Annotated in this window: 21 protein-coding genes, 1 tRNA gene and 1 other RNA gene; 3 read left to right on the top strand and 20 right to left on the bottom strand. The window is 26.8% G+C overall.

Annotation, left to right across the window (positions count from 1 at the left end):
* The 13 genes from NG904_RS08975 to dnaX form a co-directional block, all read right to left on the bottom strand.
* Positions 1–567: IS256 family transposase (locus NG904_RS08975; protein WP_252231210.1), on the bottom strand; the 567-nt coding region annotated here is incomplete at its 3' end.
* A 130-nt stretch (positions 568–697) separates the two neighbouring features.
* Positions 698–2,017 (bottom strand): hemolysin family protein, encoded by a 1,320-nt coding sequence (locus NG904_RS08970; RefSeq protein WP_252231208.1) that lies wholly within the window; start codon positions 2,015–2,017, stop codon positions 698–700.
* Between the two features lie 436 nt (positions 2,018–2,453).
* On the bottom strand, positions 2,454–3,710 hold the full coding sequence (locus NG904_RS08965) for a DUF1015 domain-containing protein (protein WP_252231206.1): 1,257 nt from the start codon (positions 3,708–3,710) through the stop codon (positions 2,454–2,456).
* A gap of 297 nt (positions 3,711–4,007) precedes the next feature.
* Positions 4,008–4,916, bottom strand: a complete 909-nt coding sequence (locus tag NG904_RS08960; RefSeq protein ID WP_252231204.1) for a D-2-hydroxyacid dehydrogenase — start codon at positions 4,914–4,916, stop codon at positions 4,008–4,010.
* A gap of 372 nt (positions 4,917–5,288) precedes the next feature.
* Entirely contained in the window at positions 5,289–6,365 is a 1,077-nt protein-coding gene (locus NG904_RS08955) for a pyridoxal-phosphate-dependent aminotransferase family protein (RefSeq protein ID WP_252231202.1), read from the bottom strand.
* A gap of 710 nt (positions 6,366–7,075) precedes the next feature.
* Positions 7,076–7,261, bottom strand: a complete 186-nt coding sequence (locus NG904_RS08950) for a hypothetical protein (protein ID WP_252216207.1) — start codon at positions 7,259–7,261, stop codon at positions 7,076–7,078.
* 248 nt (positions 7,262–7,509) lie between these two features.
* Positions 7,510–8,724, bottom strand: a complete 1,215-nt coding sequence (locus tag NG904_RS08945; protein ID WP_252231200.1) for a DUF2705 family protein — start codon at positions 8,722–8,724, stop codon at positions 7,510–7,512.
* On the bottom strand, positions 8,725–9,639 hold the full coding sequence (locus NG904_RS08940) for an ABC transporter ATP-binding protein (RefSeq protein WP_252231198.1): 915 nt from the start codon (positions 9,637–9,639) through the stop codon (positions 8,725–8,727).
* Positions 9,640–10,058: 419 nt separating this feature from the next.
* Positions 10,059–10,307, bottom strand: coding sequence for a pro-sigmaK processing inhibitor BofA family protein (locus NG904_RS08935; protein WP_252216089.1), 249 nt, complete (start codon positions 10,305–10,307; stop codon positions 10,059–10,061).
* A 17-nt stretch (positions 10,308–10,324) separates the two neighbouring features.
* Complete coding sequence (locus tag NG904_RS08930) at positions 10,325–10,600, bottom strand: DUF2508 family protein (RefSeq protein ID WP_252231196.1); 276 nt, start codon at positions 10,598–10,600, stop codon at positions 10,325–10,327.
* A 459-nt stretch (positions 10,601–11,059) separates the two neighbouring features.
* On the bottom strand, positions 11,060–11,656 hold the full coding sequence (recR, locus tag NG904_RS08925; RefSeq protein ID WP_252216095.1) for a recombination mediator RecR: 597 nt from the start codon (positions 11,654–11,656) through the stop codon (positions 11,060–11,062).
* Positions 11,657–11,847: 191 nt separating this feature from the next.
* A complete protein-coding gene (locus NG904_RS08920) occupies positions 11,848–12,189 on the bottom strand; it encodes a YbaB/EbfC family nucleoid-associated protein (RefSeq protein ID WP_004443240.1) in 342 nt (113 codons plus the stop codon).
* Positions 12,190–12,267: 78 nt separating this feature from the next.
* Positions 12,268–13,908, bottom strand: a complete 1,641-nt coding sequence (gene dnaX / locus NG904_RS08915) for a DNA polymerase III subunit gamma/tau (protein ID WP_252231194.1) — start codon at positions 13,906–13,908, stop codon at positions 12,268–12,270.
* 191 nt (positions 13,909–14,099) lie between these two features.
* Here dnaX and NG904_RS08910 point away from each other — a divergent pair, with 191 nt between their 5' ends.
* The 3 genes from NG904_RS08910 (at position 14,100) to NG904_RS08900 (ending at position 16,545) form a co-directional block, all read left to right on the top strand.
* Complete coding sequence (locus NG904_RS08910; RefSeq protein WP_252231192.1) at positions 14,100–14,627, top strand: type II toxin-antitoxin system PemK/MazF family toxin; 528 nt, start codon at positions 14,100–14,102, stop codon at positions 14,625–14,627.
* Positions 14,628–15,147: 520 nt separating this feature from the next.
* Positions 15,148–15,939 (top strand): thymidylate synthase, encoded by a 792-nt coding sequence (locus tag NG904_RS08905; RefSeq protein WP_252231190.1) that lies wholly within the window; start codon positions 15,148–15,150, stop codon positions 15,937–15,939.
* A gap of 111 nt (positions 15,940–16,050) precedes the next feature.
* Positions 16,051–16,545, top strand: coding sequence for a dihydrofolate reductase (locus NG904_RS08900; protein ID WP_252231189.1), 495 nt, complete (start codon positions 16,051–16,053; stop codon positions 16,543–16,545).
* 179 nt (positions 16,546–16,724) lie between these two features.
* Here the strand turns inward: NG904_RS08900 and ffs are convergent.
* The 7 genes from ffs to NG904_RS08865 form a co-directional block, all read right to left on the bottom strand.
* Positions 16,725–16,990, bottom strand: an RNA gene (gene ffs / locus NG904_RS08895) — signal recognition particle sRNA large type.
* 361 nt (positions 16,991–17,351) lie between these two features.
* On the bottom strand, positions 17,352–17,840 hold the full coding sequence (locus NG904_RS08890) for a hypothetical protein (RefSeq protein WP_242864996.1): 489 nt from the start codon (positions 17,838–17,840) through the stop codon (positions 17,352–17,354).
* On the bottom strand, positions 17,837–18,604 hold the full coding sequence (locus NG904_RS08885) for a HipA domain-containing protein (RefSeq protein ID WP_252231187.1): 768 nt from the start codon (positions 18,602–18,604) through the stop codon (positions 17,837–17,839). The genes NG904_RS08890 and NG904_RS08885 overlap by 4 nt, the downstream gene beginning before the upstream one ends.
* Before the next feature lie 243 nt (positions 18,605–18,847).
* A tRNA-Ser gene (locus tag NG904_RS08880) sits at positions 18,848–18,939 on the bottom strand.
* Between the two features lie 69 nt (positions 18,940–19,008).
* Entirely contained in the window at positions 19,009–19,554 is a 546-nt protein-coding gene (locus NG904_RS08875; protein ID WP_252231185.1) for a phosphatase PAP2 family protein, read from the bottom strand.
* Between the two features lie 75 nt (positions 19,555–19,629).
* Positions 19,630–20,088 (bottom strand): nucleoside deaminase, encoded by a 459-nt coding sequence (locus NG904_RS08870; RefSeq protein WP_252216111.1) that lies wholly within the window; start codon positions 20,086–20,088, stop codon positions 19,630–19,632.
* 144 nt (positions 20,089–20,232) lie between these two features.
* The gene (locus tag NG904_RS08865; protein WP_252231182.1) at positions 20,233–21,486 is read right to left on the bottom strand and encodes an HlyC/CorC family transporter; all 1,254 of its coding nucleotides are present in this window, start codon (positions 21,484–21,486) and stop codon (positions 20,233–20,235) included.
* Positions 21,487–21,664 lie beyond the last annotated feature (178 nt).

Raw genomic sequence — 21,664 nt, 5'->3', positions numbered from 1 at the left:
CACAACATAAGCAGCTTTAACTATAATTTGCTTATCTTCTCTAACTTTATAATGTATAGCATCCATAAATATAAAGGAATAGGTATTTTCTAATAGTCTATTTTGCCATTCCGAAACCAAAGGTAATATTCTATTTGTTATATTTGATACAGTTTCTGCACTTACATCTACCCCATATAGCGCTCTTATTTGGTCAGATATATCTCTTGTTGTCATTCCAGTTGCATAAAGTCCTAATATTTTATCCTCGATACCGTTAACGGATCTTTGATGTTTAGGAACTATTTTAGGTTCAAAATCACCTTTTCTATCTCTTGGTATATTTAGATGTACAGGTCCGAGCTCTGTTTTAACAGTCTTTTTTGAATATCCATTGCGACTATTATCATTATTTTTTTCAATACTATCATACTTTTCGTATCCTAATGCTTCATCCATTTCAGCCTCTAAAGATTCTTGTAAAACGTCTCTAAACATTTCTTTAAGTCCAACTAAAATTTCATTAGCGTTACTAAAATTTTGCTCCTTTATGTATTCTCTTAATAATTCTTTCGACACATTTCCCATATAAAAAAACTCCTTCTTGTAATAATTTGTTATCTTAATTATTTCCAAGAAGGAGTTCATTTTATTCAGTTTACACAAAATTATTTACAGGCCCACCTCTCCATTTATATTATTAATTTTTAAATAGTTTCTACTTATCTCTCTGTATACATATTTTTATTTTTTCTATTCTTTTTTCTTTTACTGATTCTATTTTAAATATTACATTTTCATATTCAATAACTTTTTCTTCTATATCCTCAGGTATTCTTCCTATAAAATTGATTAAAAATCCACTTATAGTATCACAATCTTCTGAAACTAACTGTATGTTAAGATAATCATTTAAATCATTTATAGGCATTAATCCATTAACTATAAATGTGTTACCATCTATCTTTTGTATATAACATTCCTCTTCATCATATTCATCATCTATATTTCCCATAACTTCTTCTATTAAATCTTCTATTGTAACTATACCTGAAAATCCTCCATACTCATCTATTAGTATTGCCATATGCTTTTTAGAGCTTTTAAGTTCATTAAACAGATCATCAATATTTTTAGTTTCAGGTACAAAATATGGTGAATGTAGTATTTTTCTTATATCTACATTTTCAAAGCCATATTTACGTGCTTCAAGCATAAAATCTTTCATATATAATATACCTATAATATTATCTATATCCTCTTCATATACAGGCACTCTAGAATATTTTTCTTCTATTAATTCATCTAAATATTCTTCTAATGGTTTATTTATATTAATTAAGTATACGTCTGTTCTTGGTGTCATTACTTCATCTGCCAGTTTATCATCAAACTCAAATATACTGTTTATCATATCTTTTTCTGTTTCATTTATTACTCCATGTTCTTGACCTACTTCTACTAATGACCTTATTTCCTCCTTAGACACTTTTTCATCTAGTCCATCTTTATCTAGACCTGATAATCTAACTAATATATTAGTTGATGCAGAAAGAAGTTTTATAAATGGAGCAGTTATTTTAGATACATATAATATAGGTCTTACAGAAAACATTGCAATAGACTCAGACTCCTTAAGTGCGATTCTCTTTGGAAATAATTCACCAAATACTAATGTTATATAAGATATAATAACAGTTACTATTATTAATGCTATTTTATTGCTATAAGGTATATTAAATTTACTTAAATAACGTGCTAAATCTTGTGATATTCCAGTAGCAGCAGAAGCACTACTAAAAAATCCTGCAAGAGTTATGCCCACTTGTATAGTAGATAAAAATTTAGTGGGCTCATCCATAAGTTTTAATAAAATTATTGCTTTCTTATCTCCATCTTCTGCAAGAAGTTTTATTTTATTTTTATTTAATGACACTATAGCCATTTCTGCTGACGCAAAAAATGCATTAACTAACGTTAAAATGACTATTAAAATTATTTGTGAAGTTATATTCACAGACCCAACTTCTGGTTGCATTATTATATTCCTCCCCAATTTATATAATATAAAAATCATGATAATGCCATATATAAAATATTTATATATATTTATATTGTTCCTAATTATATATTTTAATTATTCATAATTAGTTTCAATCGTTTAGTTAAAATTATCTTATACAACAATTTACAGCCGATATAATTTTCTAATGAGCAACTGCACTTAAATGGCTGCTAGAATAAGTTGATAAAAATGAGGAAAATAAAAAGGAATGAGGCTTTTCAATATTTCTCTTCAATACTCTTGCAAGCGTTGAAAATCAATATCTTACCTTATTCCTTCTAACCCATTATTTTATCTATAATAGCCCTTTTTATTAATTACCTTTGATTTCCTCCGGTATTTTCTGTCCCTTTTTCTCTTCTTAGTCAATCTTTTTTATTTCTGTTTAAGCCTTATTTTGCAGAGACATTTATTTTAATTTATGAACAAATAATCCACTTCTTAATTTAGGTTCAAACCAAGTAGATTTTGGAGGCATTACTTCTCCAATATCTGCTACTTTCATTATATCTCTAACTTCTGTTGGATACATTGAAAAAGATATTCTCATATCAGTATTTGCTCTGCGTTCTAATTCTTTTAAACCTCTTATTCCTCCAATAAAATCTATTCTAGGTGATGTCCTTACATCTTCAATACCTAATATTGGAGTTAATAAATTATTCTGTAGTATTGATACATCAAGACTTAAGATTGGATCTTTTTCATTAAAAGTTCCTTCTCTTGCTTCTAATACATACCACTTATTTTCTAAGTACATGCCAAACATGTGCTTTTTATAAGGTTTAAATGGCTCATTAGTTGGAGCATCTGATATATCAAATTTATCTCCTAATTTATCTAGTAACTCATTTTTAGTTAATCCATTTAAATCTTTAACTACTCTATTATAATCCATTACCATTAAATCATTATCTGGAAATGCTACTGCTAAGAAATAATTAAATTCTTCTTCCCCAGTGTAACCAGGATTTTCTTGTCTTCTCTTTAATCCAACTTTAACTGCAGAAGCTGATCTATGATGTCCATCTGCTATATATAAATAATCTATTTCTTTAAACAAGTCTACTATTTCATCTATTATGATTTCATTATCAATTGCCCAAACAACATGAGTAATTCCGTCTTCTGACACAAAATCATATAGTGGTTTTCTTTTACTTTCATTTTCAATCCATGCTTCAATAATTTCTGATGCAATTTGATCTTCTTTATAAGTTAAAAATATAGGACCTGTATTTGCATCACAACAATCAACATGCTTTATTCTATCATCTTCTTTATCTTGCCTAGTAAATTCATGTTTTTTTATAACGCCATTAAGATAATCATCAATAGATGCACAAAATACTATTCCTGTTTGAGATCTTCCATCCATTATTTGTCTATATATGTACAGACAAGGATTAATATCTTGTATATACTCACCATCATCAATCATTTTATTTAAATTATCTCTGGCTTTTTCATAAACCTTTTTATCATGTATATCTATTGAAGAATCTAAATCTATTTCTGCTCTGTCAACATGAAGAAACGAATATTGATTTCCCTTTACCATGTCTCTTGCCTCTTCACTATTCATAACATCATATGGCAGAGCTGCTATTTTTGATGCTAATTCTCTAATTGGTCTAATACTTTTAAAAGGTCTAAGTACAGCCATTTAAAATTCCTCCTAATTACTTAAAGTATTTTTATTTTAGGCACTGTTTTAAATATATCAACATTCTGTTAAAACATGTCCCCTTTTACTTCTATTGTAAACAATTTCATTCAATTAATAAACTACTTTATTCATTTTTTAGTCTCTATTTTAAACATGTATTGATCTATGCAATAAATAAAGTGGCCTTCTAATTAAATTATACTCATTTTAGTATTACTAAGTTCAATTACTCTATCCAGCTTTACTTATGCATATATCAATATATTGTAAATTATAACTTTTTCTAATTAAATCCTACAATTTAAAAAAGTCCTTAATAATTGAAACTACCTCATCACCAATTCTAGTTTGAGCTTCTTTAGTTGCTGCACCAATATGAGGAGTTACACTAACTTTAAGATGATTAATTAAAGCTTCATTTTTTGTTGGTTCTTCTTCAAATACATCAATTCCTGCACCTGCAATAACTTCATTATTAAGTGCTTCTAATAATGCAGATTCATCAGCAACTTTTCCTCTAGCGCAATTAATTAAATATGCATTTTTTTTCATCAAATTTAATTCATCTTTTCCTATTAATGATCCATTTTCTTTATCATACGGAACATGTAATGATATAAAATCAGATTCTTTTAAAACTTCTTCAAATGATAAAAATTGATAGCTTAACTCTTCATGCTTTCCTTCTATTGTATTGTATATAACGTTCATGCCTAATGCTGTTGCCTTTTTAGCTAAAGATTGTCCTATCCTACCCATTCCTATAATTCCAAGTGTCTTTCCTGCTAATTCAAAGCCTTGATATTTCTTCTTATTCCATTCACCATTTCTCATAGTTACATTAGCTATTCCAACAAATCTTGAAACTGCAAACATATGAGCTAAAGCTAGTTCTGCAACTGAATCAGAGCTTGCTGATGGAGTATTTGTAACACTTAAATTATTTTTAACAGCATAAGGTATATCTATATTGTCTATCCCTACCCCTGCCCTAATAATTAACTTTAAATTACCGCCGATTTCTTTGTCAATAACATCAGCTGTAACTTTAGTAGCTGATCTTATAACCAATACATCAAAGTCTTTTAATTTTTCACCTAAAATATCTTGATCAAAATGTTCATTTATAACTTCAATACCCAAACTTTTTAAACCTTCTATGGCTTTAGGTTGCAAACCATCGTTTGTTAATACCCTAATCATAAAAATTCCCCCAATTTTTTATAAGTTGAAAGTGGATAATTAAAAAGCTTAGAGTTTTTAAGCCCATAGCATTAACTCTTACCCTTCCATCTTCAATTCTCAACTAAATTTTCTATATAACTTAGGCATCTGAAAAGAACCTTTTAATACTGCTCTTTCAAATGCCATAATAAAAACATAGCAATATTTTTAATATATGTTGATATATTCAATAGGTAAAGTGGCATTGTAATTAAATTTTGAGAATACTTAATGAGTATTGTCAAATTTACTGCTTGTCACAATTTTATATTGGGAACAAGCTAAAATTGGACTATACTCATTTTAGTATTCCTAAGTTCAATTACTCAGTCCACTTTACTTATGAATATATCAACATAACCCTAAAATTTCTTCTATATTTTTAAGCAATTCCTTTACATCTTCTACTGAGCAATCAGCCATATGAGCTATTCTAAATGTCTTTTCTTTTAAATCACCATATCCATTAGAAATTTGGAATCCTCTTTTACCAAGCTCTTTATTTAAATCAGCTACATTTATTCCTCTAGTATTTTTAATTGTTGTTAATGTATTTGATAGATGATTTTCATCTGGGAAAATGTCAAAATATTTTTTAGCCCACGCTCTAACTATTTTAGCCATCTCAAGATGTCTTGCAAATCTATTTTCTAGTCCTTCTTTATTAAGTATATTGTCTAATTGATAATCAAGAGCAAACATGTGAGAAAGTGATGGTGTTGAAGGATATTGATAATCTTTCTTTTGAATATATTGATATAATTTTAATAAATCTAGGTAATATCCTCTATTTTGAACCTTTTCTGCTCTCTCTTTTGCTTTTTGTGAAAAAGTACATACTGATAATCCTGGAGGCAAACCTAATGCTTTTTGAGATGATGTAATACACACATCTATCCCCCATTTATCAACTTCTATTTTCGTTCCTGCTGCTGAACTTACTGTATCAACAATAAAAACTACATCAGGATATTTCTTAACTATATCTCCTATTTTATCAACTGGATTCATTACTCCTGTTGATGTTTCATTATGAGTAACAGCAATTAAGTCGTATTTCCCTGTACTTAATGCTTTTTCTACTTCTGCTGGATCTATTGCTTGTCCCATTTCTACTGAAAATAAATCAGCTGGAACATTGTTGTTAACTGCCATGTCATACCATCTTTTTCCGAAAGCCCCTACGGAAAATACAGCTGCTCTTTTAGCAGTACAACATCTTATAGCACCTTCCATAAGTCCACTACCAGAAGTTGTAGAAAGTAATATTTCACTATTTGTATAAAATAACTTTCTTAAATTATCGCTTATTCTTCTTTGTAAAATTGAAGCATCCTTACTTCTATGTCCTATCATCGGAGTTGCCATTTTTTCTAGGACATCCTCTCGAACCTCAACAGGTCCTGGAATAAATAATTTTTTATGCATTTTAAAACCACCCCATTTTATTAATAAATTATATTGCTTATTAGTGCTTTTTTAATATTGATTTATTTGTATATTTTACTACTTATTTACATCCAACTCAATACTTTATCGCTTTAAATTGTGCTACTTTGCTATTGTTAAATTTTTAACCATTTTTAGTGTTTTTCTTCACTTTTATTGTTAATTTATTAACAATAGATTTTAGCTATATTATAACAATTATAAGTACATTTTTTTTCAAACATAAGCATTTTATATTCTCTTTAATATATTTATGCTTCCTTTATATCATTTGTGAAATTTATTATTAAATACATATAAAACAAAATGGAGAGTTAGTTTTATTATTAACAAAATTTTACATATTAATTTATTACATCATAATAACATTATTTGGTATTTTTATCAATGTATTGATACCAAATAAAATGTTTTTCACATTATTAATTAACTTTAAATTATATATATATTTCTTATTAATCCCCTCTTTCAACTAAATATTTATCTAGAACCTAAGGTTTATGAATTTTTCAATCTTTAAAAATTCTTTAAGATACATTTCTTAATCTTTAAACAAAATTATAATTTGAGTTATCCACAGACTCTTTTTTTAACAAAAATTAATTAATTCACATAATAATAATCTAAATTCATAAAAATAAATAAAAAAGATCCCTAATAATTTNNAAATTATTAGGGATCTTTTTCTATTAATATCTATCATATTCTTCATCAAAAAATAATACTGATTCTGTTTCTCTACAATACTTTACACACATACATTGTGCTAATTTTCTTGGACATCTATAACATAAACATGTTAAATCATGCGAATTACATTTTCCATTTTTTAATTCTGGACAATCTTCACAATTAACTCCATTTCCTGCTGGCATAACATCAATTCCTTTCTTTGAAATTAGGCACATTCAAATAAATAACTAGTCAGTATGCTAGTTTATTTTGAGAACTACTTCTTCATTGGAATCTACTAATAGCATAACTATTAGCAGAACCCAAGTCATTGTATTTCACAAAATATCCGTCACATCTTTGACTTGTTATTTATTTTCATATGCCTTATAATATTACAATTATTATACTACTAAATTATAATACATTTTTATAAAGTAAATTCAAAGCTTTAAATTAATATTTCTTTCTTTTTAAATACAATATGTGCAATTGTATAACTAATTATTGTAGTTAAAATCATTACAATAACTCCATTAATAGGAGTTATATTCACGTTTTTATACATATATGCTATATCACCAGTTATTACAGCTGTTACAGAACCATAACTTAAAAATACAAGATGTGAAAACTTTGATAAAAATTCAAACATTTGAAATACTATAGTTCCTGAAGCTGTTATTATAATTGATATAGCTGTAGTTACATTACTGCTTTTAAATAATGTTGATATTAAAAATATTATTGAACAACAAGTTATTATAAAAAATATTTGTAATAATAACGACCTTATTATCAACTCATTAAAGTTTCCTATTCTACCTGTATTAGCGATTCTAACTAAGTCTGGATATCTTTGAGCTGGCATATTTGAAGTATCTAAAAAATACCTTACTCCCATTGTTTTAGGATATGTTCCTGCATTAAATCCTTTTACAGCTCCAAGTCCCAAAAATGTTAAAATTTCTGTTGATATAATCATTGTTAATACAGTAATTGTTATAGCTATAAATTTAGATAACAAAATCTTTCCCCTTGATACAGGTTGCACTAGCAAGAATTTCAACGTTGGTGGAGTACATTCCCCTGAAACTATATCACTCATAAATACAGATATCCCTACTGCTAATAAAACCATGCCTAATATAGCCATAACACTGTCTATATAATTATAAGCATTAAACTCATATCCGTATAATGGTTTTATATTATTTTGCTCTAAGTATTTAAGTTTATCTATTCTTTCCGAAATCCATGTCTTGTCTTCCTCTGCAATGTCTTTGTTTTTTAAATTTTCCTCATGACTCTTTATTTCTTCTGTCACATCTAGCTTCCATTGATCAACATTACTAGGATTGTTTATTTGATTTTCATATTTTATTTTTTCTTCTTCATAATGTTTCAAATCTTCTTTTAACGTATTTAAATATTCTTTATCCTTACTATTTTCTATTTTGCTCATTTCTTCTTCTGTATAATTAATACTTTTTTCAACTTGTTCTAATTTATATTGTGGAGAATTATATTTTTTCATATTTTTATCTTCATGATATAAGCCATACATACCGACTAGCATAAATATTATAAATAATCCAAATACAATCCATGTTTTAGGCCTTTTTAGTATCTTTATAAGTTCATTTTTTATTAACAAAAATATCATTTATATAGATCCTCCATTCATAAGTTCCATATATCTTTCTTCTAATTCTTGTTTGTTTTTATAGACTTCACAAATTTCTATATTTTCGTTTACTAATTTTTTTATTAACTTAGGAGTCATGTCTTTTTCTATAAGCAATATTATTTCATCTCCATTTGTTTTACTCCTAATAACATATGGTAATGTCTTAACTATATCTAATACTGTTTCAATAGCAGTCTTTGTCTTTAAAATTATATCATCTTTTCCTTGATATATTCCTTTGTTACCCATCTTCTCTATAGACTGAATTACGCCTTCATTTATGAAGGCTACTTTATCACATAAATTTTGAATTTCACTTAATATATGAGAGGAAATAAATACTGAGATTTCTTTTTCTTTAGATGCTTTTTTAATAAGTTCCCTAAATTCTAATATTCCTGTTGGATCTAGTCCGTTAGTAGGTTCATCTAATATAAGCAGTTTAGGATTTCCCATTAAAGCTACTGCGAGTCCTAATCTTTGTTTCATTCCAAGAGAATATTTTGAAACTTTATCATCTATTCTTTTTTCAAGACCTACAAGCTTTACTAATTCTTCTACTTCTTTTTTAGATACACTTCTAATTCTTGCTATTTGCATTAAATTTTCTCTTCCAGAAAGATATTTATATAATTCAGGATTTTCAACTACAGCTCCTACGTTTTTAAGTGCCTTTTCTTTATTTTTATTTAAATCATAACCACATATTCTTATTTCACCATTACTAGGTTGTATTAAGCCTACTAACATTCTTATAGTTGTAGTTTTTCCTGCACCATTAGGACCTAAAAATCCAAATATTTCTCCTTGCTTTATAGAAAGGTTTATTCCTTTAATTATCTCAGTTTTTCCTAATGTTTTATAAAGATTTTCTATTTCTAAAACATTCATCAATTTTCCTCCTTAACGTGAGCTATACTTAGAATTATAAGTACAACAAATTAATAAATATATATATAATTTCTTAATATTTATTAAATATATTTTGAAACTCTCAATATGAAAGTCTATATAACCTTAAAATTTATTATTCTCTTAATATTTGAATTTTTTTAAAATTAATACTTAATAGTAATAAAATGTTTACAAATTATCTTATATTAAAAGTTCCAAGATTTCTAAAACAATATATTGTAAAAATTCTAGTTGAATTTTTTCTATGAGTTCTCCAACTTCACATTGCAATTTTCAAATAAACTTCTGTGAAAAATAAAAATAGAGCTTGTATTATTTAATTTAAATAAATAACAAACAACAAGCTCTATTTATCTTTTAGTTTTTCAAATTTTAAATATCTTAATTTTAATTACTTATAAAAATACTTGTAATATAGCTAAAAGTATTACTCCTGGTATACCTAAAAAGCCTGCAATTAATGCAGTAATTGGATTTATTGCTAATCCAAAATTAAAATTAGCACCAACTAAATTTACTACATATAATATTACAACTCCAAGCACTCCATTTATAAGAATTTTTAATGGCCATTTTAAAAGTTTTATCATTAAAAATAATAAAACTAATCCAATCAAACCATATATTATATATTGCTCATTCATACACAAACTCCTTTTTATTATTTTGAAGAAATATTTCTTTGTAAAACATAATCATCAGTCACTTTAATTTCCTTTGATTTAGCTATAAGCAATAGATAATCATATCTTTTTTTAGCCATTTCTTCTGCATATATTGCTACTTCAATTAATTTAGAATCATTCACATTATCGAACATACTTCGTGCTGCATCAATTTCAGACTTAGTATCTTCTAATTGCTCTATTAATTCCTTATTTACATCTATATCTTTTGTTCTATTAATTAAATATTCAATTATTCTCTTTTTATTCATATAAATACCTCCAAACACTACTATTAAAATCTTATCCATAGGTTTGAATGTATATACTTAATTTTTATATATTTTTTTAATTATAGTAACACTTTTTTTAAAGAATTCATAATATATTACTATAAAAACTTTTCACTCATATCAAATAAAAAGTTCTAACTCCCATCTATATAACACCTTTTTTTCTGGAACCCAATATCTATTGGGTTCCATTTTTAATTCTATGATTTGTTATATAGATTTTTTTAATTAGACAGTGATATTATAGTATAAGAGCGCAGTGGCGTTGGAATTTTCTTTCTAGAATACTTAATAAAGATTTGTTGAATTAATTGCTTGTCACAATGTCTCATTGGGAGCATGCATTAATTAGACTAAGCTTTGTTTTAGTATTCTTAAAGTAAATTCCTCTGTCCATGAGCATTATACTATAAGATCACCATGCTTTTTTAAAACTATCTATATCTCTTTTCTACCTTCTAGTGCTTTAGATAGGGTTACTTCATCTGCATATTCTAGATCTCCACCAACTGGTATTCCTGCTGCAATTCTAGTTACTTTAACATCTAATGGCTTTAATACCTTTGCTATATACATAGCTGTTGCTTCGCCTTCTATATTAGGATTAGTTGCTAATATAACTTCTTTTACTTCTTCATTCATTCTTGCAACAAGTTCTCTTATCTTTATATCTTGTGGGCCTCTTCCCTGCATAGGTGATATATTTCCATGCAATACATGATACACTCCATTAAATTCTTTTACTTTTTCCATTGTCATTATATCTTTTGGTTGTTCTACAACACATATTGTACTCTTATCTCTATTAGGATTTGAGCATAATGCACAAGGATCTTTATCTGTAAAGTTTCCACATGTTGAACAATATTTTATTGTTCCCTTCGCTTTAACTAATGCGGTTGCAAACTCTCTTACCTCGTCATCAGGAAGATTTAATATATGTAAAGTTAATCTTTGTGCTGTTTTTTTCCCTATGCTTGGCAATTTTGCAAACTCTTCAATTAATTTTTCTATGGCTACTGGATAAAATTCCATATTACACTTCTCCTTTATATATCTCATATTTTAGCAGAGTGTTGATACATGCATAAGCAACGCTTGGCTAAATCATTGAGCTAAAGATTCGAATTTAGATAGTTAAAAGCATACAGCTTTAAGGAATTTCCTCTATTCTGTATGCTTTATTTTTACTTGGGATTTTATTAGATAATATTTTATTTTATTATTTAAAATAATCCTCCTGGCATTCCACCAGTTAATTTTCCCATTTTGCTAGCAGTTTCTTCTTCTGCTTTTCTTAAGGCTTCATTAACTGCTGTAAGTACTAAATCCTCAAGCATTTCTACATCATCTGGATCTACTACTTCTGGCTTTATATTAATAGATTTAACTTCTTTTTTACCAGTTACTGTTACAGAAACAGCACCGCCACCTACTGATGTTTCAAATTCCTTTGTTTCAAGATCCTTTTGCATATCTTCCATTTGCTTTTGAAGCTTTTGCGCTTGTTTCATAAGGTTATTCATATTTCCTCCCCCGAAACCTCCAGGGAATCCTCCTTTTGCCATACAAATCCTCCTCTTAATAAATTTCTACTCTCTATTATAGAACATTTTCTTATTGTTTACTACATTAAAATATTGATTCTACTCGTCTAATATTTCAAAAGGCATTCCATCTAACTTTTGCTTTAGCAATTCTTCTTTGCTTAATTCACCATCTTTATTATTTTCAACTTCATACCTTACTATTATTTTATCTTTTAATACTTCAGAAAATACTTCATTAACAATTTTTTTATATTCTAATTTTTCTAATCTATTTTTATTAAAGGCATATGATGCTTCATATAATAATGTGGCTACACCATTTTCAAATTTATATGGTCTTGCAGTTACTATAGATGCATATATAACCATTGCTCTTTTTGCTTTAAATGCCTCTAATATTTCTGACCAAGCTCTTTTTATATTATCTATTGTTAAAGAAGATTCAACATTAACATTATGTTCTTCTGATACAGTAGGTTGCTCTCTTTTAACTTGTTTTTCTTGAGATTTAACTTGATTATTTGATACTACGTCAGTTGAATGTGCTTTTTCACTTATTTGTGAATTTGATACTACTTGTATCTTACCACTTTTTATGCTTTCTTCTAACTTATTTATCCTAGCAAGCATGACTTCACTTGATGTATCATATTCTATTTTACACATCTTTATTATACTAAGCTCTAAATATAATCTGCTTTGTTTACTTACTTTAGAATTAGCTTCCCCTTCTTGAAGAATTCTAATCCCTCTCATTATTTCTTCAATACGTATTTTTTTACCTTGCTCTTTTATAAGTTCAATATTTTCAAGAGACATATCTAAAATCTCTTCTGGAGTATTAGAAACTTTAACCATAAGTAAATTTCTAAAATGTCCTATTAAATCTTTTATAAATAAATGAATATCCTTACCTGAAAAAACTAATTTATCAATTATCACCATAGCTTTTTCTATATTTCTTTCTACTATTGAATTAGTTATGTCAAATAAATATTCGTTTGTAACCAACCCTAATATGCTTATTAAGTCATCATATTTTATATTGTTATCACCCATAGCTATTGCTTGATCTAATATACTTAAAGAGTCTCTCATAGCACCGTCAGCCACTCTAGCAATTAAATCTAAGCTCTTTTCATCAACACTAACATTTTGTGATTCAGTTATTTTTCTTAATCTATCTGAAATATCTTTTTGATTTATTCTTTTAAAATCAAACCTTTGACATCTAGATAAAATAGTTATAGGTAATTTTTGAGGATCAGTAGTTGCTAATATAAATATAACATTACTCGGTGGTTCTTCTAATGTCTTTAAAAATGCATTTACCGCCCCCCCTGATAACATATGAACTTCATCTAATATATAAATCTTATACTTACCCTCTTGTGGAGGATATTTTGTATCATCAATTATATCTCTTATTCTATCTATTCCATTGTTAGATGCTGCATCTAATTCTGTAACATCCATTGATAAACCTTCATTTATCTTTTTACACATCTCACATTCATTGCAAGGCTCTCCATCTTGAAGATTAAAACAATTTAATGCTTTAGCCATAACTTTAGCTGTTGATGTTTTACCTGTTCCTCTTGTTCCACAGAAAAGATATGCATGTGCAATTCTATCATTTAGAATTTCATTTTTTAATGTTGTTGTTATATGTTCCTGACCTACTACATCATTAAATGTCCTTGGTCTCCACTCTCTATATAAAGCTGTATATGCCAAAGGTTTCCTCCACCTTTCTTTTTTCCATTAAATCATATACTTATTATACACTAATAATTTAATAAATAATATAAAGCTTAAATTACTTAATTTATCTTATTTTGGTTATATATATATCGTAAAAATTTCTTACAAAATATGAACCTATTGTTATAATTAATATATTATATTTTTATTTTAAGGAGAAGAAAGTGTATTTCAGTAAAATTAAAACTAGACATATCTATAATGTTATATTCGATCCTGTTAAACCATGTGAATTTGATAAAAAGCATTTAGCAGTAGTATTAAAGAAAAATAATGATAAGCAAACATTAATTGTAATGCCATTAACAAGTGAAGAGAATGGTAATGGCATAAATAAAATAAATATAGGAATTATAGACTCTCTTCCTTCTAGTTTAAAATGCAATAATACATATGCAGTTTTTAATCAAATAAGAACTGTTAATGCATCAAGATTTATTTCATTGAAAGAAGGCAATTCTATTATAGAGTCAAAAATGGATGATAATTTATTTTTTAAACTAGTAGGTTTAGGTATGAATGATATAACTCATAATTTTGATTATGATGAAAGAATACACTTATTTAAAACTCAATATGAACAAGCATGTGTACTAAAATCCGTAAACTTAGCATATTCCATATTAAAATTAAAGCAATACGTACAAGCTTTAACTAACGAAAACCCTAAAAATCCTATAATTAATGTCTAAAATAATGAAATAGAACGTATAAGAAATCAAATAAGGGACATATTAAAAAATGACATTAAATATACATTAAGTAAAAAGCAAATTCTTGATGGTATAGATAAAATTTTTGATGATATTTTTGGTTTAAACTAGTGAGTTGACAAAATTAATTAAGTAAGATAATATAAAATTAAGAATTGAGTTAAAAGCTCTAATTAAGAATTATAGGGTATAGAATCCCAACAAAAAAGAAACAGACTAAAAGTCTGTTTTTTTATTTTATACTGATAATAAATTTATAACCTTTAATATACAATTTCTCAAATTTCATAACATTTATAATCTATTTACTTCATTTGTCTATGAACCTTATATTAAAATATCAACACTGTTCTTAAATATACCCATGTGTTAAAATGAATATTAGTATTTTAATGAAAGATTATGTTTTATAATTTATGTATAACTATAAAAAAGTTATTAACATATTTAAGAAAGTTATCAACATAACTTAATAAAAATTTTGGAGGTAATATACACTATGAGTTTATATGATGATAAATATTTAGAAATAGCTAAAAATATCTTAGATAATGGTTATTATGATAATAATAGAACTGGTATGCCTACTTATAAAATACCCCATCAAGTAATGCAATTTAATTTAGAAAAAGAATTCCCTATATTAACTACTAAATTCGTTGCTTTTAAAACAGCTGTTAAAGAACTTTTATGGATTTTTAAGGATCAATCTAATGATGTAAAAAAACTTCAAGAACAAAACGTACATATTTGGGATGAATGGGAAATGGAAGATGGCACTATAGGAACGTCTTATGGTTGGGTTGTTAAAAAATTTGACCAAATAGATAAACTTATAGATTCTTTAAAAAATAATCCTCAAGATAGAAGAATGATGCTTAATTTATGGCAAATACCTTATTTAGATGGTGGAGCTTTATGTCCTTGTTGCTTCTTAACTATGTGGGATGTAACTGATGGTAGACTTAATTGTATGCTTGTACAAAGAAGTGGAGATTGGCCACTAGGAATTCCTTTTAATACCAGCCAATATGCTGTATTAGTTCATTTATTAGCTCAAGTAACAGGTCTTAAGCCTGGACTATTTACTCATGTAGTAAATAATGCTCATATTTACGAAAACCAAATTGATGGAATGAAAACTCAATTAGAAAGAAAAGATCAAGCTTATGATGCTCCAAAGCTTTGGATAAATCCTGAAATTAAAGATTTTTATGATTTTACTCCTGATGATATTAAACTTGAAGATTACAAGCATCATGAATCAATAAAAATGCCTGTTTCAGTTTAAAATTTAGTTGAGTGTTGATATATGCATAAATAAAACTGGTAAGAGTAATTGAACTTAGAAATACTAAAATGATTATATGATTTAAATAAGATATTAAAAGGGGGCTTATAAATGTTATCAATAATAGTAGCTATTGCTAAAAATAATGTTATTGGAAGTGATAATAAATTAATTTGGCACATTTCTGAGGACTTAAAAAGATTTAAAGAAATTACAAGCAGAAAAACTATTGTAATGGGAAGAAAAACTTTTGAATCTCTTCCTGGAGTATTACCTAATAGAAAACATGTGATTTTAACTAGAGATAAAAATTTTAAAGTTAACTCTGAATGTGTAGAAATAATTTATGATTTCGAGGAATTATTAAATAAATATAATAACTCTGACGATGAAGTTTTTATAATTGGTGGTGGAGAAATTTATAAACAGCTATTACCTTATTCTAATAAACTGTATTTAACAAAAATCAATAAAGATTTTAATGGGGATACTTATTTTCCGCAAATAAATTATGATGATTTTAAAATAGATTATGAATCAGATATTATAACTGATGAAAAAAGCGGATTAGAATATAACTTTATAAATTTAAGTAGACTTTCTTAGTTGAAATCTTACACTCTCCTATATATTAAAAAAGAACAAGAAAATGAGGGAATTTAANNTTAAATTCCCTCATTTTCTTATCCTATTGTTTTGTCCTATATTGTTAATCCTATTGAAGAATAACCTAATTTAATTCGAAAAAAAATCCTTCATTCTCTGTGAAGGTTTATGTATATAAACCGTGCACCTCGCTTCGATAAAAATTCCCTATACGTTACCTTTGCAGTTAGCTCAGACCAGATTGATCCACGGCACATGCAGTGTGCACTTATCGCTGCTTCCTTCCGGACCTGACGAGGTTCATACGCTTTCATTGCGTGGGACCCAGTCATCAACACCACTTACAAAGGTCAGACTATAAAAAATTAATACCTCTACGAGGAATTCAATCCTGCTATAGCGGATTGCAGGTTACAGGGCACCGCTAACTCCCCATCTAGCACGGAATGGTGGTATGAAGAGGATTCGAACCTCAATAATTCTTTTTCTTAATGAAAAGTATCTGCCTCCATTAGGCATCAAACCATATTAAGTACTATACATTTTTTATACTTTTACATCATAACACATACTATCTATAAATACAAGATAATACTATTAATATACTTTTGTAAATATATATATTATTATGAATTTCTCTTAAATTTTTCCTTAATATTAATATTTATTTAAATTAAAAACATTAATATTTTTCTATTGCCAACTCATAATATCATATATATTTTTTTGATTCAACCTTTTGTTTAAATATTATTTAGGCACATGAAAATAAATAACAAATCCAAAGTTTCCATGAATATTTTTCTTTATATTTCACCATAAGTAATATTTTTAACTACTTTATTGTTGTCCAATATTTTGAATTCATTTGGATATGGTACTGCCTCAAAAGGTATTGGTGTTTCATCTATTCTATTATTTTCTGCTAAGTATCTCATATGAACTTTTTCATACGTTTCCCCTTTACTTAACCAAAAATAATCCTCCATACACATTGCTCTTGTTCTTCTACATAATTCCCAAAAATCATAATCTATTAATCCCATAACTTTTAATATATCATCTATATTTGCTCTTTCTTTGGGAACAACTCTATCTTCAAGCCAAAATACAATATCATCGTGAGAAGGTTTGTAATCTATATTCCAGTTTTGATAACTATACATTCCTAAAGGCAAATATTTTCTATCTGTAATTTCATCATATTTTATAAAACTAAATTTTTTAGTATTTGTATCATAAATAATATCACCAATTGGAGTGTCTTTACACATCAACATATATTTATCTATCATAAAATTCCCCTCTCTATTAAATGATTGTATCTAGTTTGTAGTAAATATTTAATACATTCAATTCTATATTCTGATAGGTACACCTTATATTTATCCACTATATCAAATAATTCATTCAAATGTACTTTAGGTAATTTAACATCATCAATTAACTTTAGCTGTTCATAATGCGATTCACAAAAAGGCTTACATTCATCTATCATTTCCCAAGTTTCTTTATCATCTTGTTCTAATTCAATATCTTGAATATCTGCATATAAGCATAATCCATGATCATAAAGCGGAGCAAATTTTATAATCTCTCCATCTTTATTTACAACACTAAAATTTCTTAAATGCCTATCAATATTGTTTATTAAAAAATCCATAACTATCATTTTATCAATATCTATTTTAAAACTTGGAATTATAGATATAATCTTATTATATAAATTTTCTCTACTTGTATTACCTAAGATACTTCTAATGCTCATTAATGATTCATTCTCTTTTAAAAAGTTTTCTGATATATTTACTATTACTTCATCCTTAAAACTAGGTAATTTCATTTTACTTAAAGTATTAAATGCACATTCTATATTAAACTTTCTAATTATTTCACTTGCAATAACTTCACTAATTGGTTCTAATATAGAAAATTTATTTTTTAATTTAGTTCCTGTCTTAATGAAAACCTTTTTCCCATCTATATTACCTATACATTTATATAGCATTCCTTTTGAAGTACTAGTAAGACTTAATTCTCTTAAATCATCTATTATCAAAAAAATCACCTCTTCTCTTTTTCGATTCTATTAACTCGTACACGTGTCTATTATCTATATTATATCAAATACTATTTATTTTTAAACTTATGAATAAAAGTTAATTTCTTTAACATTTATATTTTTAAACAAAAATAAGAAACACATAATCTAAATTCATTAAAAAATGTGTTTCTTAAGTATATATTTTGTTAAACTCTATAATCTATCTAGATGTCATAAATAGAAAAACCAATAAATTCTTGGCGGAGAAAATGGGATTTGAACCCATGATAGAGCGTGAACCCTATACACGCTTTCCAGGCGTGCTCCTTCAACCACTCGGACATTTCTCCAAAGGCATAATGCTTTCTTATAATATCATATAAAAACGCCTAATTCAACTGAATATTTTGTATCTTATTTTACGACTTATTAAATTTTTTATCGTACTTAGGACTTATTATTTTATAAACACAAGTACTTAAAGTTATTCCTAGCACACACCCAACTAGCACATCTGATGGATAGTGAACATATAAATACATTCTCGAAAATCCTATAAGTGCTGCTAATAAAAATGCACCAATTCCCATTCTTTTATTAGCTTTATAAATAATAGTTGCTGCTGCAAATGAAGACATAGTATGTCCAGAGGGGAATGAAAAACTACTAGGTGCCTTTATAAGTAATTCTATATTTTCAACAAAATTAAAAGGTCTTATTCTTCCAACTAGTGGTTTTATGATTCCATCACCAATTAATACACCAATACATAATGTACATAACATTATAAAACCATATTTTCTATACTTCTTATTAGATATAAATGCTAATCCTATAATTATCCATACTAATCCCATATTTCCTAAAGAAGTTATTATAGGAACAATCTTATCCATCATCGGACTATGTAAGTTAATACGTATAAACTCCAAAATTTTGTTATCAAACATTTGAATAAATTGCATTAATATCCTCCAAACTATAAATTTTTTACTACTATTTTTAATGTATATTGTGAGTAATTTTTATTATAACATATACTATAATAATTTATTTTTATTAAGTTTCCTTTTTAACTGAAAGAATTCCATAAGTAATTTTGAACATTCTTCATCATATAACCAATTAACATTAACAAACGAATCTAACTTTCTACTATCTATAAGGTTTATTACAGAACCACAAGCTCCCATGTCCTTATTAAATGTCCCTATATGTAATTTTGATATTCTGCTTTGAATTATAGCACTAGCACACATAGAGCATGGTTCTAAAGTAACATACATTTCCGTTCCTTTTAATCTCCAGTCATTTAAAATTTTTGATGCCTTTCTTATTGCTAATATCTCTGCATGAGCTGTTACATCATTTAATGTTTCTTTTAAATTATGAGCCTTTGATATAACTATGTTATCCTTTACTATAACTGCACCTATTGGAATTTCACCTTTGGACATTGCTATCTTTGCTTCTTCTTTAGCAATATCTAAAAAATTCATATCTTTTCCCTCCATAAAAATCAATATATTAATTTTTGATTATATCTCTGTTTTAAATATGTATTGATATATGCAATACTCTGTTAAAACATAATCTACTTTAAAAAAAGACTGCTGATTATTTTTGCCAGCAGTCTTTTATGATTATTCGTTATCTGTAAATATTCTAACTTTTTTAATTCTATTTTTATCTATATTTTCTACGATAAATTTCATATTATCGCACTCAATTTCTTCTTTTTCTTCAGGCATTCTTCCAAGCTCTCCAATTATAAGACCTCCAATAGAATCAAATTCATCTGATTCCATATCGATACCTATTAAATCACCAATATCATGAAGTCTCACACTACCATCTACTATATATTCATTTTCTTTAATGACTTCAATACTTGTATTAGCTTCATCATATTCATCTTCTATATCACCAACAATTTCTTCTACCAAATCTTCTATAGTAATTATTCCAACAGTACCACCATATTCATCTAACACAACAGCAATATGATTTCTTTCTTTTTTCATTTCCTTAAATAATTCTACAATCTTTTTAAATTCAAACGTATAGAAAGGTTCTCTTATATATTTCGTCATTTTAAAGTTTTCTCTAGGATTTTCAAGCATTAATAAATCCTTCACATTTAATATACCAATAACATCATCTATAGTTTGATTATAAATCGGTATTCTAGAAAATTGTTCTTCTTTTATGATCTTTAATACATCATCATAAGTTGATTCTGAATCTAAAGCAGTAACATCAACTCTTTGAACCATTACATCCTTTACTTGAAGATCAGCGAAATCAAATACATTAAATATCATTTCTTTTTCAACATTTTCTAATACGCCTTCTTCTTCACTTACACCTACCATTGTTTTTAATTCTTCTTCAGTAATAAATGGTTCAGTAGCTTTAGGATCTGCACCTAAAATTTTTATAAAAAATGATGATATATCTGTAAATATATATACAAAAGGTTTAAATATAGTAACTATTAACTTTATAGGTTTACCAACCTTTAAAGCAACAGAATCTGATCTTTGCTTTGCAATAGATTTAGGCGTTATTTCACCAAAAATTAATACTAATACAGTCATAACTCCTGTAGCTATTCCTACTCCACCTGAACCAAATATATTAGTTGCAAGCACAGTAGCAAGTCCTGATGCTGCAATATTAGCTATGTTATTACCTATTAATATAGCTCCTAATAATTTATTTGGATCTTCTGTAAGTTTTTCTACTAATTTTGCTCCTGGTACGCCTTCTTCCACCATATGTCTTAGTCTAATCTTATTTATAGACATTAATGCTGTTTCTGACATTGAAAAAAATGCTGACAGCATAAGTAATATTATTAAAGTTACTATCTCCCACGTATAACTAGGGTCCAAAAAAAATCACTCTCCTAATTGATTTAATAATTATATTTTACTCAACATTATATCATAATATTATTAAAAGTAATATATTGGATTAATATAAAAAACACATGCTTAAAAAATCAACATATTCATTAATTTTTAAGGTGATGTAATTTCATAAAGAATAAAAAAGTCACACCATTAAAAA

The sequence above is a fragment of the Clostridium sp. ZBS15 genome (assembly GCF_023845705.1).
Classification (GTDB): Bacteria; Bacillota; Clostridia; order Clostridiales; family Clostridiaceae; genus Clostridium; species Clostridium aquiflavi.
The sequence above is the reverse complement of the archived record's forward strand: the minus strand, read 5'-3'. Positions and strand labels throughout refer to the sequence as shown.

Bases quoted from the DNA above. Each gene is read 5' to 3' on its own strand.
- NG904_RS08960 (WP_252231204.1), bottom strand. From the start codon at position 4,916: ATGATTAGGGTATTAACAAACGATGGTTTGCAACCTAAAGCCATAGAA.
- NG904_RS08945 (WP_252231200.1), bottom strand. From the start codon at position 8,724: ATGATATTTTTGTTAATAAAAAATGAACTTATAAAGATACTAAAAAGG.
- NG904_RS08970 (WP_252231208.1), bottom strand. From the start codon at position 2,017: ATGCAACCAGAAGTTGGGTCTGTGAATATAACTTCACAAATAATTTTA.
- NG904_RS08935 (WP_252216089.1), bottom strand. From the start codon at position 10,307: ATGAATGAGCAATATATAATATATGGTTTGATTGGATTAGTTTTATTA.
- recR (WP_252216095.1), bottom strand. From the start codon at position 11,656: ATGGAATTTTATCCAGTAGCCATAGAAAAATTAATTGAAGAGTTTGCA.
- NG904_RS08950 (WP_252216207.1), bottom strand. From the start codon at position 7,261: ATGCCAGCAGGAAATGGAGTTAATTGTGAAGATTGTCCAGAATTAAAA.
- NG904_RS08905 (WP_252231190.1), top strand. From the start codon at position 15,148: ATGAGTTTATATGATGATAAATATTTAGAAATAGCTAAAAATATCTTA.
- NG904_RS08870 (WP_252216111.1), bottom strand. From the start codon at position 20,088: ATGAATTTTTTAGATATTGCTAAAGAAGAAGCAAAGATAGCAATGTCC.
- NG904_RS08940 (WP_252231198.1), bottom strand. From the start codon at position 9,639: ATGAATGTTTTAGAAATAGAAAATCTTTATAAAACATTAGGAAAAACT.
- NG904_RS08930 (WP_252231196.1), bottom strand. From the start codon at position 10,600: ATGAATAAAAAGAGAATAATTGAATATTTAATTAATAGAACAAAAGAT.
- NG904_RS08955 (WP_252231202.1), bottom strand. From the start codon at position 6,365: ATGCATAAAAAATTATTTATTCCAGGACCTGTTGAGGTTCGAGAGGAT.
- NG904_RS08875 (WP_252231185.1), bottom strand. From the start codon at position 19,554: ATGCAATTTATTCAAATGTTTGATAACAAAATTTTGGAGTTTATACGT.
- NG904_RS08920 (WP_004443240.1), bottom strand. From the start codon at position 12,189: ATGGCAAAAGGAGGATTCCCTGGAGGTTTCGGGGGAGGAAATATGAAT.
- NG904_RS08890 (WP_242864996.1), bottom strand. From the start codon at position 17,840: ATGATAGATAAATATATGTTGATGTGTAAAGACACTCCAATTGGTGAT.
- NG904_RS08965 (WP_252231206.1), bottom strand. From the start codon at position 3,710: ATGGCTGTACTTAGACCTTTTAAAAGTATTAGACCAATTAGAGAATTA.
- NG904_RS08900 (WP_252231189.1), top strand. From the start codon at position 16,051: ATGTTATCAATAATAGTAGCTATTGCTAAAAATAATGTTATTGGAAGT.